11 protein-coding genes are annotated in these 14250 nt (G+C 73.6%); 7 read left to right on the plus strand and 4 right to left on the minus strand.

The genetic code is table 11. The features are described 5' to 3' along the window. Window positions 1–21 precede the first annotated feature (21 nt). Window positions 22–2484: a hypothetical protein gene (locus ACYU96_RS09360; RefSeq protein ID WP_460752090.1), complete on the minus strand. Its 2463-nt coding sequence runs from the start codon at window positions 2482–2484 to the stop codon at window positions 22–24. Window positions 2485–2787: 303 nt separating this feature from the next. On the opposite strand from ACYU96_RS09360, the gene ACYU96_RS09365 reads away from it, so the two are divergent. Beyond that, on the plus strand, window positions 2788–4128 hold the full coding sequence (locus ACYU96_RS09365) for an Nramp family divalent metal transporter (protein WP_460752092.1): 1341 nt from the start codon (window positions 2788–2790) through the stop codon (window positions 4126–4128). Between the two features lie 502 nt (window positions 4129–4630). On the opposite strand, the gene ACYU96_RS09370 is transcribed toward ACYU96_RS09365, so the two are convergent. Next, complete coding sequence (locus tag ACYU96_RS09370) at window positions 4631–4867, minus strand: hypothetical protein (protein ID WP_460752095.1); 237 nt, start codon at window positions 4865–4867, stop codon at window positions 4631–4633. A gap of 177 nt (window positions 4868–5044) precedes the next feature. Between ACYU96_RS09370 and ACYU96_RS09375 the strand changes: the two genes are divergently transcribed. Then, the gene (locus tag ACYU96_RS09375) at window positions 5045–6619 is read left to right on the plus strand and encodes a phytoene desaturase family protein (protein ID WP_460752098.1); all 1575 of its coding nucleotides are present in this window, start codon (window positions 5045–5047) and stop codon (window positions 6617–6619) included. A 189-nt stretch (window positions 6620–6808) separates the two neighbouring features. On the opposite strand, the gene ACYU96_RS09380 is transcribed toward ACYU96_RS09375, so the two are convergent. Further along, window positions 6809–7393, minus strand: coding sequence for a multicopper oxidase domain-containing protein (locus ACYU96_RS09380; RefSeq protein WP_460752100.1), 585 nt, complete (start codon window positions 7391–7393; stop codon window positions 6809–6811). Then, window positions 7390–7818 (minus strand): hypothetical protein, encoded by a 429-nt coding sequence (locus tag ACYU96_RS09385; protein ID WP_460752103.1) that lies wholly within the window; start codon window positions 7816–7818, stop codon window positions 7390–7392. The genes ACYU96_RS09380 and ACYU96_RS09385 overlap by 4 nt, the downstream gene beginning before the upstream one ends. A 159-nt stretch (window positions 7819–7977) precedes the next feature. Here ACYU96_RS09385 and ACYU96_RS09390 point away from each other — a divergent pair, with 159 nt between their 5' ends. From ACYU96_RS09390 to ACYU96_RS09410, 5 genes are all read left to right on the plus strand, one after another. Then, entirely contained in the window at window positions 7978–9168 is a 1191-nt protein-coding gene (locus tag ACYU96_RS09390; protein WP_460752105.1) for a sensor histidine kinase, read from the plus strand. Further along, window positions 9165–9830, plus strand: a complete 666-nt coding sequence (locus tag ACYU96_RS09395; protein ID WP_460752108.1) for a response regulator — start codon at window positions 9165–9167, stop codon at window positions 9828–9830. Before ACYU96_RS09390 ends, ACYU96_RS09395 begins: the two co-directional genes overlap by 4 nt. A gap of 45 nt (window positions 9831–9875) precedes the next feature. Then, window positions 9876–11150, plus strand: a complete 1275-nt coding sequence (locus ACYU96_RS09400; RefSeq protein ID WP_460752111.1) for an AI-2E family transporter — start codon at window positions 9876–9878, stop codon at window positions 11148–11150. Window positions 11151–11281: 131 nt separating this feature from the next. Further along, on the plus strand, window positions 11282–13921 hold the full coding sequence (locus tag ACYU96_RS09405; protein WP_460752113.1) for a LuxR C-terminal-related transcriptional regulator: 2640 nt from the start codon (window positions 11282–11284) through the stop codon (window positions 13919–13921). Window positions 13922–14015: 94 nt separating this feature from the next. Further along, window positions 14016–14240, plus strand: a complete 225-nt coding sequence (locus tag ACYU96_RS09410; RefSeq protein ID WP_460752116.1) for a hypothetical protein — start codon at window positions 14016–14018, stop codon at window positions 14238–14240. The last annotated feature ends 10 nt before the right edge of the window (window positions 14241–14250 follow it).

Here is a 14250-nt window from a genome sequence, read left to right on the forward strand (position 1 = left end):
CCTGGGTGCTCCCGGCGCCTCCTACCGCCTTCTGAACCGCACCGACTTGTTGTCGCTGTCGTAGTCGTAGCTGCCCGTGAAGCCCCAGTTGATCCAGCCCCCGTCGCCCTTGTTCTTGACCGTCCCCTCGTCGATGGCGATGACGTCCATGCCGTCGACGGTCGCCAGGTGCTCCCAGCCGGTGGCGCCGCGGAAGGAGAAGTTCCCGAAGTCCTTGACGACCAGGATGTTTGTGTCCGGGAAGGCCGCGGAGTACTCGTCCAGCAGCGAGTGGACGCGCTCGGCGCGGTCGCCCGGCACGTCACCGTCGTAGTCGGTACCCGGGTAGGTGCCGTCCGTGTACTTCGGCGTCTCGTTGTCGTAGTACTCCGCACCGAGGTCGTGCTCGGAGTCGGCGTTCGCCGTCGGAGGGTCCGAGAAGTCGTCGGAGTAGTAGCCCTCGGGCTCCTCGAAGTCCTTCGCCCGGCACTGCGGCGCCGGTGAGGTGGTCTGCTTGCCGCCCTCGACGTCGGTCACCTCGAACGAGGACTCCGAGAGCGTCTTCTCCTCGTCCACGGAGGTCCACTCCACGGAGAACAGGTTCAGGCCCTCCCAGCTCAGGCCGAGGTCACCACCCTCGGTGGTCTTGCTCGCGTCGTACTTCAGCTCACGGACGTTCGCGTAGTCCTCGGCGGCCTCGTAGAACTCGCCACCGTCCTCGTCGTTCCCGTCGATCTCGACGTCGTCCTTGATCAGCCGGCCCTCGTCGTCGCGGGGGAAGACCTCGTCGATCTCAGGGCCGAGCCGGTCCCGCAGCTCCGGGTACTGGTTGAAGTCGATGATGAGCTGGCGCGTCGAGATCGTGCCCGCCTCCTCGGACTTCTTGTACCCGCCGCCCACGGAGAAGCCGTAGGGCAGCGCCACGTCGACGTTGATGCCGGCGTTGTACAGGGTCCGCATCACCTGGTCGTCCATGGTGATGATGAGCTTCGACAGCTCGCCGTCCTTGTCCCAGGCGACCGTGGTGCTCGTGGTGCCCTTCCACTCCATGCCGACCTTGCCGCCGGCACCGCCGCCACCGCTGCTGGTCGTCTTGTCGCCCTGCTTGGTGAAGGGCTGCTTGCCGCCGAGCTTCGCGCCGATCAGGAAGCCGCCGATGTCCGACGACGTCGAGGTGGCGGTCTGGCTCCCGTCGGAGAACAGCCGTTCCTCGACCTGGACCTCTCCCTCGTAGCCGCCCTCGATGCTGCCCTTCAGGCTGAACTGGCCGGCCTCGCCCGTCATGCTCAGCCCGCCCTTGAACTTCACCTTCCGGGTGTCGCTGTCCGCCTCGGCGAGCTCGTGGTGCTCCGGCTCCTGCTGGGCGAGCTCGTCGGCGGCCTCCTCGTCGCTGTGGTCGCAGTGCACGGCGGGGATGGTGCCCGACGTCCAGCAGTAGGGCGCGTTGCCGTTCACGTTGTCGTACTTCTTGTACCAGTCGATCCACTCCTGGGCCGTGGACATGTCAGTGAACTCATAGGTCTTGTCCTTCGAGTAGCCCGTGATCCCGGCGATGTCGAAGCTCACGGGGGAGCCGCCGACGCCGTCGCCGCTCGCGCCCACGCCGAACTCGACGCCCCGCAGGACGTGGATGCGGATCCGCCCGTCGCCGAGCTTCTCGACGAGCGTGCCGTTGCTGCCGCCCCAGCGGAAGAACAGGAACGAGATCTTGGTGTCGTCCACGTGTCCGGTGGCTTCCACGACGCACGTGGGCTCCATGGACTCGTACCGGTCCGCCACGCAGTTGGCCAGCCAGCCCGACGCCCCGGCGCGCTCCTTCTCGCTCGCCGCGTCCTCGTACTGCTCCCACTCCTCCTCGCAGCCGCGGGGCACCGGGAGCTCCTTGCAGCCCACCTGGACCTTCGGGGGAGCGTCCGGGTCCAGCTCGCCGCTGGCGGGCACCGCGTCGACGCAGCTCTCGTCGTTCGGATCCTCGCTCGGACCGCCGCGGCCGCCGGTCACGCAGTCGACGAAGTCCTGGATCTCGTCCGCCCGGTAGACGCGGTCACCCTCGCCGCGGTCCAGCCAGCCGGCCGGCAGGTTCACGAACAGGCAGGTCGCCGGGACCGGCTGCCACTCGCAGCCGATCTGCACCACGGACGACGTCCAGTCGGCGTCGACCTGGACGTGGTCGAAGGTGACGTCCTCCTCGCAGTCGCCCGCCGGAGGGCTGTACTCGTCCGCGGCACCGCCCTCGCCGCCGGGGCGGTCGCCCGGGGCCCCGCCGGCTCCGTCGCCGCAGTCGTCCTGCCCATCCTCCTTGACGATCGGGGAGACCGCGCAGATCAGCTGCTCGCTCACGTCGGCGCCCACCGGCGTCGCGGCGGCGAGCACGACTCCGACGACCAGCAGCATCACCCCGATCACGCCCACGTACTCCGGCAGCGCCTGGCCGGCGTCGTCGGGCGTACGGGCGTGCGGGCGCGTCCAGGGGCGGGCGGCGGCACCAGCGTCTGCGGCGGTCACGGACCCGAAGGTACGGGCCCGTCCTCGCAGGCCACGACGGTCCAGCGGCTCAACCCGGGGCCCAGTGCGGGGGGTCCCCGGGCCCAGCGGGGCCGGGCCCGGGGACCTGTCCGGCGCGACGCCGTCGTCGGGCGCGTCCTCAGGCGCTCAGGCCGAGCAGCTCCCCGGTCACGACCTGCCGCGCCGCCGGGCAGGATCCAGCGGTTGCCCGCCGCCACCACCTCCTCCCGCCGACGGGCGTGAGCCGCGCGGGAGGAGGTAGCGGGGTTCCGGCGGCCGGGAGGTGGTGGGTACAGTCACCGGATGAAAAAGGACAATGAGGTCTCTGCGGAGGTGAACGACGGGTCTGCGGACGCGACGGCCCGCCCGGCTGGCGGTGGGGCCGACGGCACCGTTCCCCGCTGGAGCATCGTCGGCCCCGGGATCGTCGTGGCGGCCACCGGGATCGGTGCCGGCGATCTCGTCGCCACGATGGTGGCCGGCAGCCAGTACGGCTACGCCTTGCTGTGGGCGGCGATCGCGGGCGTGCTGATCAAGATCGTGCTCGTCGAGGGTGCCGGGCGCTGGACGCTCGCGACCGGCCGCACGATCTTCGACGGCTGGAAGCAGCTCGGGCTGTGGGCCACCGTCTACTTCGGGATCTACATCGTGGTGTGGGGGTTCAGCTTCGGCGCGGCCGCGATGTCGGGGACCGGCCTGGCGCTGAACGCGCTCCTGCCCGGGGTCGAGCTGCGCTGGTGGGCGATGGCGTCCGGCGTCGCCGGCCTCCTGCTGGTCTGGTTCGGCAGGTACAAGCCGTTCGAGAAGATCATCGCCGTGCTGGTGGGCGTCATGTTCGTGACGGTCGTCGGCTCCGCGCTGCTGACCACGCCGAACCTCGGCGACGTCGCGAGCGGCCTCGTCCCGCGGATCCCCGAGGGCGGCGTGATCTACACGCTCGGCCTGGCGGGCGGCGTCGGCGGCACGATCACGCTCGCGGCCTACGGCTACTGGCTCTCCGAGAAGGGCTGGTCGACGCCGCGCTGGATGCGTGTCATGCGGATCGACAACGCGTGGGCGTACGTCATGTCCGGCGTCTTCGTCATCGCCATGCTCGTCGTGGGCGCCGAGCTGCTGTACTCGTCGGGGCTCACGGTGGGCGACGGCGAGGCGGGGCTCGTCGACCTGGCCGACGTACTGGCCGAGCGCTACGGCGCCTACCTGGCGCCGGTCTTCCTGGTCGGTTTCGCCGCGGCGACGTTCTCGTCGCTGCTCGGCGTCTGGCACGGGGTGTCCCTGATGTTCGCGGACTTCGTCGCGACGTCGCGCGGCGTACCCGACGGCGACCCGCGGCGCGGCGCCGGCGGCCCCTACTACCGCGCCTACATCCTGTGGCTCACGCTGCCGCCGATGGCGCTGCTGTTCCTGGACCGGCCCATCGCCCTGGTGATCGCCTACGGCGCGCTGGGATCGCTGTTCATGCCGTTCCTCGCCATCACGCTGCTGTTCCTGAACAACTCGTCGAGCGTGCCCCGCGAGTGGCGCAGCCGCTGGTGGGTCAACGTGCTCCTGGTGCTGGTGGCGGTGATGTTCCTGACGCTCGGCTACAACCAGCTCGCCGGTGCTCTGGCGGACGTGGTACCGCTGCCGACGCTCGGGTTCTGACCCGCGCTCGGGTCCTGGCCGGCACGAGGAAGCCGGGGCGCTCCCGTCAGGAGGCCCCGGCTTCTCACGCCATGCCTGGCCGAGTCCGAGGAGACGGCGAAGGCGAGGTCAGGGGAGCGGCACCGGCGGCACCGGCAGCGGAACGCCCAGGCCCTCGAAGATCGCGATGATCGCCGCGAGGAGTCCGTCCAGAATGCCCATGATCCATCTCCTTCGTGTGTCGGAACGACGGCCTCAGCACTATGCCGCCGGATATCACGGTAGGCGCGCCGGGATCATGGGGAACTTCACAGCACAGGCGTGCGGCAGCCTGAACGCAGGCGTATTGCACCTGGCTTACACGTCGATTACAGATGAGACAAGTCACGACGGTGATGAACGAAAAAAAAGATTCACCCGATACGCGCTGGTGTCACGCGACGACGGCGCCGGGGCACCCTCCCCGTGAGGGAGGACGCCCCGGCGGCAGGTCGTGGCCAGGTCGTGGCGCTGTCGGCCAGGATCAGGACAGCGGACCCAGGAAGATCTCCAGGGCGGCCGACAGGTCGAGGTTCAGCGTGAGAAAAAGGTCGACCAGAGCGCTCATGATGTCTCTCCATTCGTGTCGGGATGGCGACATGTCGGTTTGTCGCCGGTAGAGACCGTAGGTGAACTGCGTTCGTAATGCCTTCACGGCGTGGGTATGCGACATCTTGCCGGGTGAAGTATTGGTCTTGCCCTCCGGATCGCGTGATGCCATTCACCGTGGATTCCCCGCGGTGCGGAATCGCCATTTTCGTGATACGCGCTAAAGCGAATCCCCGACGGTGTTCCTGGTGTCCCCGGTGTCCGTGGCCTCGCCGGCGTCGTCTCCGCTGCGGGCACCGTCGGGCAGGATGGCCTGGCACGCGACAGCCGAGGATGCCGGAGGCCCGCCATGACCAGTGACCGCGCGACCCGAGCCGAGTACGACGTCGTGGTCGTCGGAGGTGGCCACAACGGCCTCACCGCTGCCGCCTACCTGGCGCGTGCCGGGCTGTCCGTGGCGGTGCTCGAACGCCTCGGCCACACCGGCGGCGCCGCGGTCTCCGCCCAGGCGTTCCCCGGGCGCCCGACCCGGCTGTCGCGGTACTCGTACCTGGTCTCCCTGCTGCCCGACGAGGTGGTGCGGGACCTCGGACTCGACCTGCGCACGGCGCCGCGCGTCACGGCGTCCTACACGCCCGTCGTGCGCGACGGGCTGCCTGGCGGGCTGCTGGTGGAGCGCCCGGAGGGTCCCGCGACCGCGGCCGCGTTCCGTTCCCTGACCGGGTCGGACGCCGAGTACGACGCGTGGCGCGCCTTCTACGCGTCGGTCGGCGAGCTGGCCGGCGTCGTCGCCCCGACCCTCACGGGGCCGCTGCCCCGGGAGCGGGAGCTGCGCGCCCGGGCGGACGCCGGTCTCTGGCGCGACCTGGTGGAGCGCCCCCTGGGCGAGGCGCTGGAGCGGCGGTTCGCGGACGACACCGTGCGCGGCGTCGTCGCGACGGACGCTCTGATCGGGACGTTCGCGAGCCTGCACGCCGCCTCCCTGGTGCAGAACCGGTGCTTCCTCTATCACCTGATCGGGAACGGGACGGGGGAGTGGCACGTCCCGGTCGGGGGCATGGGCGCGGTCACGGACGCCCTGGCCGCGGCCGCCGTGGCGGCGGGCGCCGAGCTGGTCACGGGCGCGGAGGTCACGGCGGTCCGGCCGGGGGACGACGGCGCGGAGGTCACGGTGGCGGGGCAGACGCTCCGTGCACGGTTCGTGCTGGCGAACGTCGCCCCGTGGGTGCTGGACGCCCTGCTCGGCGAGGCCCCGGGGCCGGTGGCCAAGCCGGTGGGCGCGCAGCTCAAGGTGAACTTCCTGCTGGACCGGCTGCCGCGGCTGCGGTCCGGCGCGGACCCGCGGGTGGCCTTCGCCGGCACGCTGCACCTCAGCGAGGACTACCACGAGCTGGAGGCCGCGTACGCCCAGGCCGCGGCCGGGCAGGTGCCCGCCCGCATGCCCGGCGAGGTCTACTGCCACTCCCTGACCGACCCGTCGGTCCTCGGCGACGTCCCCGCCGGGACGCAGACGCTGACCTACTTCGGCCTGCACCTGCCCGCCACGCTGTTCGACGACCCCGCCACCCGCGAGGAGCGCAAGGCCCGGGCCGTGGCCCGCGCCATCGCCTCCCTGGACGAGCACCTGGTGGACCCCGTCGCGTCCGTGGTCGCCCGGGACGCCGACGGCACGCCCTGCATCGAGGCGAAGATCCCGCAGGACATCGAGGCGGACCTGAACATGCCGGGCGGCCACATCTTCCACGGCGACCTCGCCTGGCCGTGGGCCGACGACGACGCCGACCTCACGACCCCGGCGGCTCGCTGGGGCGTGGCGACGGCACACCGCCCCGTGCTGCTGTGCGGCGCGGGCGCCCGGCGCGGCGGTGCCGTCTCGGGCCTCGGCGGCCACAACGCGGCCCGGGCGGTCCTGGAGACGGCGTGAGCCGGCCCTCGCGCCGCCGGTGCTCGTGACCGGCCGCGGCTCCGCCCGGGGCGGTGGCCGCGCCCGGTGCGACGTCGTCGCCCGGCCCCACCACGAGGAACTGCCCCATCATCCCCTCGTCCTCGTGCAGCAGCATGTGGCAGTGGTACATGTACGGCACCTCGGTGTCCGTGTAGTCCTCGAACCGCATCAGCAGGCGGTATGTCGTCCCCGGCTCCAGGTAGACCGTGTCCTTCGGCCCGGTGAGGCGTCGTCGTCCAGGAGGAACAGGCCGGCCAGCCCGCGGTACACATGCTCCTCGGTGGTGCCGTGCGGGTGCGGGTGGTACCAGAGAGTGGCCGCCGGCTGGTCGATCCGCCAGGTGGGCTCCCACGTCCCGCCCGGAGCGATCTCCTGGTGCGGCCCGCCGTCCATGGCGGGCGGCAGGTGCATGCCGTGCCAGTGCACGCTCGTGGGCTCGTCGAGCTCGTTGGTGACGTGGACCGCGACCTGCTCGCCCCGCTCGGCCCGCAGGGTCGGGCCGAGGTACGGGCCGTCGAAGCCCCAGGTGGGGGTCTCGACGCCCGGCCGGAACTCGGTGGTGCCGGACTGTGCGGTGAGGTCGAACGTCCGCACGCCGTCGACGACCCAGGACCGGGCGAGCGGCGGGATCGCGAGCGCGGTGTCGAACTCCGCGGCGCGTACCGGCGTCACCGAGCCTCCGAGCGCGCCGCACCCGGAGACGGCGAGCGCGACGCCGAGCGTCGCGGCGGCCGGTGCGTCGCGGCCGCTCATCTCGCCTCCCCGCGCGCCTTCTGGACACCGAGCGCGATCAGCCCCGCCACGCACCCCCAGAACGCGTCCATGGCGAGCGCGGGCAGGGCCGTCCAGGCCGCGCCGCCGCCGAACCCGACGGCCGCGCCGTCGACGCTCGCGAACACCAGCGACAGGAGCAGCGTCAGGACGCCGAACGCGACGCCCGTCAGGGTGAGGGTGAGCACCGGGCGGGCGACGCGGCCGAACCCGGCCACGCCGATCCACACGGCCGCGGTGGTCCCGACGATCGCCAGCGCGCGCGGCGCTCCGGAGCCGAGCCCGGTCAGGGCGGTCAGCGGCCACAGCAGGGCCAGGGACGCCAGGCCGGCGACCAGCACCCACGGGATGCGGCCGGGCGCGGGCAGGGCCGGCGGGACGGGCTGAGGTGTCTCGTGCGAGGTCATGCCCCGACGATCGCCCGCCGCGCCCGCCCGCCACATCGGCCCGCAGGCGTCATCTCACGCCGTCGTCGGACGACGCCGGATGTCGCCCGGGGGCGACACCTGCCCCGGGAACTGCCCTGACCCACCTCACGGCCGGTGGGCGGGACCTAGGGTGGGGTCGTGGCCGGAACCAGCGCGTCCGAACCGGCGGCCGGTGCGGCCGCGAGGCCCAGGCCTTGGGTCGCCGACGTCGTGCTGGCGCTCGCGATGGGGCTCGTGATCGCGGTGGTCGTCGCCGTCGCCTCCGAGGGCGGCGACGCCGCGGAGCCCGCCGCCTACGCGTTCGCGGCCGGGCTGGGCGCGACGGTGCTGCTGCGTCGGCGCGCGCCGCGCCTCGTGCTGCTGCTCACGGTGCTCGGGATCTTCACCTACTACGCGCTCGGGTTCGTGCCCATCGGCATGGCACTCCCGGCCGTGGCGGCCCTGTACTCGGCGGCGGAGCTGCACCGCACGGGGTGGGCGGTCGGGGCCGGCGTCGTCCTCCTGGCCGTCGCCACCTACTACCGTGTCGGCGACCCCGACCCGGACGCCTACCTGACGGTGTACGACCTCCTGACCAACGTCGCGCTCGTCGCCGCCGCGATCGCGCTCGGGGTCGCCGTACGGCTCGCGCGCGAGGCCCGGGAACGGGCCGCGCAGGTCCGTGCGCTCACCGCCGCGCAGGAGGGGCGCGCCGCCGAGCGGCGGATGCAGGCCGAGCGCCTGCGGATCGCACGCGACCTGCACGACGTCGTCGGGCACGACCTGGCCGTGGTCGCGCTGCACGCGAACGTCGCCGCCGAGGCCGTGGGCCGGGACGACAGGGCCGCGCTGGAGGCGCTGGAGCACGTGCGGTCCGCGACGTCGGGCACCCTGCACGAGCTGCGCGCCACGGTGAGGGTGCTGCGCGGCGCGGCGCGCCCCCCTGGCCACGACGCCCCGCCGGCGGGCGTGACCGGCCTGGCGGGGATCGGCGAGCTGGTCGCGCCCGCGCGGAGCACGGGGCTCGACGTGGTGGTGGACGTGGACGTGCCGCCCGGGTCGGTCGCCGCCGCCGTGGACGCCATGGCGTCCAGGATCGTGACCGAGGCGCTGACGAACGTGCTGCGGCACGCCGGCGCGCGCCGTGCGCACGTCGTGGCCACCGTCGGGAAGAGCCTGCGGGTCGAGGTCTCCGACGACGGCGGCGGCGCGCGCGGCGCTCCCGAGGGCGCCGGGATCGCGGGGATGCGCGAGCGCGCCGGGCTGCTCGGCGGGACGTTGCGCGCGGGCGACGCACCGGGCGGCGGGTTCGCCGTCGTCGCCGACCTTCCGGCGAGACTGGACGCATGATCCGGATCGTGCTGGTCGACGACCAGGAGCTGGTGCGCGCCGGGCTGCGCCCGCTGGCGGAGCTCGACGGCGACATCGAGGTGGTGGGCGAGGCGCCCGACGGCCGTGCCGGGCTGGGGCTCGTGCGGTCGCTGCGGCCCGACGTCGTGCTCATGGACGTGCGCATGCCGCGGCTCGACGGCATCGTGGCGACGCGGGAGATCGTCGCCGACCCGGACCTGGACGGCGTGCGGGTGCTCGTGCTGACGACGTTCGACGAGGACGAGCACGTGTTCGCCGCGATCCGGGCGGGCGCGTCCGGCTACCTGCTGAAGGACGTGGCGCCGCCGGACCTGCGCGCCGCGGTCCGCACGGTCGCGGCGGGGGACCCGCTGTTGTCGCCGGCGGTGACGGCCACGGTCATGCGGGCGGTCGCGGACGCGCCGGGCGCGGCGGACGAGCGGCTCGCCGGGCAGGTGGCCCGGCTGACCGGACGCGAGCGGGAGGTGCTCGAGCAGGTCGGGCGCGGGCTGACGAACGACGAGATCGCCCGGGAGCTGTACCTGTCGCCCGCCACGGCGCGGACCTACGTGTCCCGGCTGCTGGCGAAGCTCGGCGCGCGGGACCGCGCGGCGCTCGTCGTGCTCGCCTACGAGACGGGGCTGGTGACGCCGGGAGCCTGAGGAGCGCGCCCCGCCGCCGAGCGCGTGGCGTGCCCGGCGGGTAGCGTGCGAACCAGCGGCGCGGTCCGGATCCTGCGTCCGCTCGGGTTCCGGGAACGGGGGACGACGATGACGCGGCCCGTCCCGGAACCTCCTGCCGGCGAGACTCCTGCCGGCGAGCGGCCCTCCGCCGGGCCCGCCCGCGACGGCCCGCCACGCCGCGTCCCGCGCTGGGTGCCCGCGGCCCTGTTCCTCACGGTGGTGGCGGTGTTCGTCGCGATCTTCGCGTGGAACGCGCTGGGCAAGCTGCAGGGCCTCGGCGTCAGCCTCCTGGTCGCGTTCTTCCTGACGCAGGCCCTCGAACCGTTCGTGCTGCGGCTCGTGCGCCGCCGCTGGCGCCGCGGGGTCGCCGCGGGCGTCGTGCTGACGACCGCGGTGACCGCGGCGGCCGTGCTCCTCGCGCTGTTCGGCAACCTGTTCGCCCGGCAGCTCGTGGCGCTCCTCCGCGCCGTGCCCGGCCTCTACACGAGCCTGGTCGACACGGCGACCGCGCGGTTCGGCGTCGATCTCCCGGCGTCCGACGAGCTCGTCCACCAGGCGGTGGGGGAGTACGGGGACGACGTCGCGTCCGGCGCGCTGCTGGTCGGTACCACCGCGCTCGGGGCGCTGTTCGCGAGCTTCACGGTCCTGCTCGTCGCCTACTACCTGCTGGCCGCCGGGCCGCGGTTCCGCGCCGCCGTCTGCCGGTGGCTGCGTCCCGGCCGGCAGCAGGAGGTCCTGCGGCTGTGGGAGATCTCGCAGCGCAAGATCTCGGACTTCATCACCTCGCGCATCGTCCTGGCCGCGCTCTCCAGCGTCTTCACCACCGTCTTCCTGATGATCCTCGGGACGCCCTACGCCGTCCCCCTCGGCGTCTTCACCGGCGTGGTGTCCCAGTTCGTCCCGACGATCGGCACCTACATCGGGGGCGCGCTGCCCGTCGCCGTCTCCCTCACCTCCCAGGGCCTGCCGCAGGCGCTCGGGGTGCTCGCGTTCGTCATCGGGTACCAGCAGCTCGAGAACCTCTACTTCGCACCGAAGGTCTCGGCACGCGCGCTCGAGATGAACCCCGCGGTGAGCTTCGTCGCCGTGCTCGCGTTCGGTGCCGTGTTCGGTCCGCTCGGGGCGTTCCTGGCGCTCCCCGTCGCGGCGACCATCCAGGCGGTCGCGTCGACCTACCTGGAGCGTCATGAGCTCGTCGAGTCCCCGCTCTTCCAGGACCCGCAGGCGCACCCCCCGCGGCGTCCGGAAGAACGCCCGGAACGGCACCGGGAAGAACGCCCGCGACGACGCTCCGAATAGCGGCCGGAAAACTCCGGGGTTACCGTTTCGAAAGGATCACCCGAGGAGTTGAAACCGGCACGGAACGCCGGGATTTCGGGGATCTCGTGGTCGCAGGTGCATTCAGGGCGACTGAGGGGACAGGCCCGGCGATGAACGACGGAATCGGTGCCCGCGTGCTGGTGACACCGCATCGACGGCACATTCCCCCCGAACCCGCCGGAGCGGTCCGCAGGGGCCGCCTCGTCGCCGGCCGCGTCGGCGCACGCCCCGTGACCCTGGTGTGCGCCCCGGCCGGAGCCGGCAAGACCGTGCTCGTCGCCGACTGGGCCCGCCGTTCCGCCCGGCACGGCGAGGCCGTCGCCTGGCTCGCGCTCGAACCCCGCGACGACCGCCCGGACGAGTTCTGGTCCGCGCTCCTCGCCGCGCTCGCCGAGGCCGCCACCGGAGACTCCCGCGCACACCTCGACGCGCTGAGCCCGCCGCACGACGGCGAGGAGGCCGCGTTCGTCACCACTCTGCGCGACGTCGTCACCCGCCGGACCCCCGTGCGCCGCCTCGTGCTCGACGACGTGCACCATCTGCGCACCCCCGCCGTCCTGCGGGCGCTCGACACCTTCCTCGCCGGGCTCCCGCCCGAGCTCCGCATCGTCCTGGTCAGCCGGTCCGACCCCGTGCTCGCCCTGCACCGCCGCCGCCTCGACGGCACCCTCGCGGAGGTCCGCGGCACCGACCTGGCCTTCACCGACGACGAGGCGGCCGAGCTGCTCACCGCCCTCGGGACACCCCTGCCCGCCGCGGACGTCTCCCGCATCGTGGCCCGGACCGAGGGCTGGGCCGCCGGCCTGCGGCTCGCCCAGGTCACGCTCGCCGCCGTCGGCGACCCGGCCACCTTCATCGCCGCGTTCGAGGGCGACCAGCGCGCCGTCGCCGACTACCTGTTCGCCGAGATCGTGCAGTACCTGCCGGTCGGCCTGCACGAGTTCCTCCTGTCCACCTGCGTGCCCGAACAGCTCACGGTGGAGCTCGCCGCCCACCTGTCCGGCCGCGCCGACGCCGGCGACCTGCTCGACCGGCTGAGCCGCGAGAACGCCCTCGTCACCGGGCTCGCCGACACCTCCGGGTACCGCTACCACGGCCTCCTGCGCAGCTACCTCGCCTCGACCCTGGCCCACCGCGACGCCGCCGCGCCCCGCCGCCAGCACGCCGCCGCCGCACGGTGGTTCGCCACGCACGGCAACCCCGCCGCGGCCCTCGACCACGCCGCCAGGGCCGGCGACGACGGCCACCTCGCCGAGCTGCTCCGCATCCGCGGCCCGGCGATGATCCTGTCCGGCCGCGCCCGGCTGGTCACCGACACCGTCGACGCCGCCGGCCCCGCCGTCCGGGACGACGTCGCCGTCGCGACCGTGGCGGCGCTCGCAGCCCTCGACCTGCCCGACCTGGCCTCCGCCGACGCCCGGCTGGCGAAGGTGGACGCCCTCGGGCCCTCCCGGGAGCCGCGGGTCGCCGCGCTGCGCTGCGCCGCGGTCGTCGAGCGGGCGCTGGCCGACGGCGACGTCGGGCAGGCCCTGGCGTCCACGGGCCTCCTCGGGCTGGAGTCCACCGGGGACGCCGACGTCGACCTGCTCGTGCTGCACAAGCGGGCGCCGGCACGCATGCGCGGCGGCGACTACGCCTGCGCGATCGGCGACCTGGAGCGGGCGCTGCGGCTCGCCCGCGCCGGCCGCTACGACCAGTTCGTCCTGTCGACGATGTCGCAGCTCGCGGGCCTCACGGGCGCCGCGTCGGACTTCGCCGCGTCCCGCGGGTGGGCCCTGGCCGCCATCGAGTTCGCGACGCCGCGCGGCTGGGCGTCGTCGCCGCGCCTCGCGTACGCCTACGCGATGGCGGCGTGGACGTCCTTCCTGACCGGGGACGACAGCGGGCAGGCGCGGTACGCGGGGCTCGGCCTGCGCTCCGTGGACGACGTGAACAACGCCGAGGTCGAGCTCGGCGTGCGCTCGATGTACTGGCTCGCCGCCTACGAGGCGGCGAGCGGGCGGGCGCGGCACCGCGCCGTCGAGGCGTTCCACGACGTGTGGCGCTCGCCGCTCGCGGAGCGGGTCTCGCCGATGATGGTCGGCTCGGCCGTCGGGCAGCTGCGGCGCGTGACCGTCGCCGTCGGCGAGCACGCCTGGGCGAACGAGGCGACGGACCTCATGGAGCGCCTGCTCCCGCAGAGCGCGGAGGCCTGCACGGCCCGCGGCTCGCTCGTCGCCGCCCGGGGCCGGGCCGCCGAGGCGCGCCGGATGCTCGAACCCGTGCTGCACGGCGACCTGCCCATGCACGTGCCCACCACGGCCGTGTACGCGGACGTGCTCGCTGCCACGCTGGACGCGGAGGGCGACCGGACCACGCACGCCTTCGACGAGCTGCGGCGCGCGCTCGACCGGGCCGCGCCGCAGAACTTCCGTCGGCCCTTCATCGACTCGTGGAAGTCGGTGCTGCCGATGCTGGTGGCGCACCAGGGCCGGTTCGGCCGCGCGGAGGGGTTCGTCGCCGACCTGCTGCGCGCCCTGCCCCGGCAGTCCGCCGCCACCGGGCACCAGATGGTCGCGCCGACGCTGACGCAGCGCGAGAGCGAGCTCCTGCGGGACCTGCCCTCACCGATGTCGGTCCAGGAGATCGCCGACGCCCGCGGGGTGAGCCTCAACACCGTCAAGACGCACCTGGGGTCCGTCTACCGCAAGCTCGGCGTCTCGCGGCGCCGCGGCGCCGTGCTCGAGGCCCGCCGCCGCGGGCTGCTCTGAGACGCACCGGATCACCCCCGCCGGGCGAGGCGCCCGCCGGGAGCCCCGGGCGAACCTGGTGGTGAACCACGACGGCCGTCCTCGGGGGGCATCCATGCGGTACCGATTCGCGCTGGCGAACCCCGTGTCGTCGGTCCTGCTGAGCAGCTTCCCGGACCTCGAGTACACCGAGGAGCCGGACGGCGCGGCTCTCGCGGGGCCGATCACCGACCAGGCGCAGCTGCACGGCGTCATCAACCGGATCGAGGAGCTCGGCCTGACGCTCGTGGAGGTGCGGCGGCTCCCCGAGCACGAGGAGCCGTCGCGGTCCCGGACCTGACGCGCCGCGC

It is taken from the genome of Myceligenerans cantabricum, assembly GCF_054777735.1.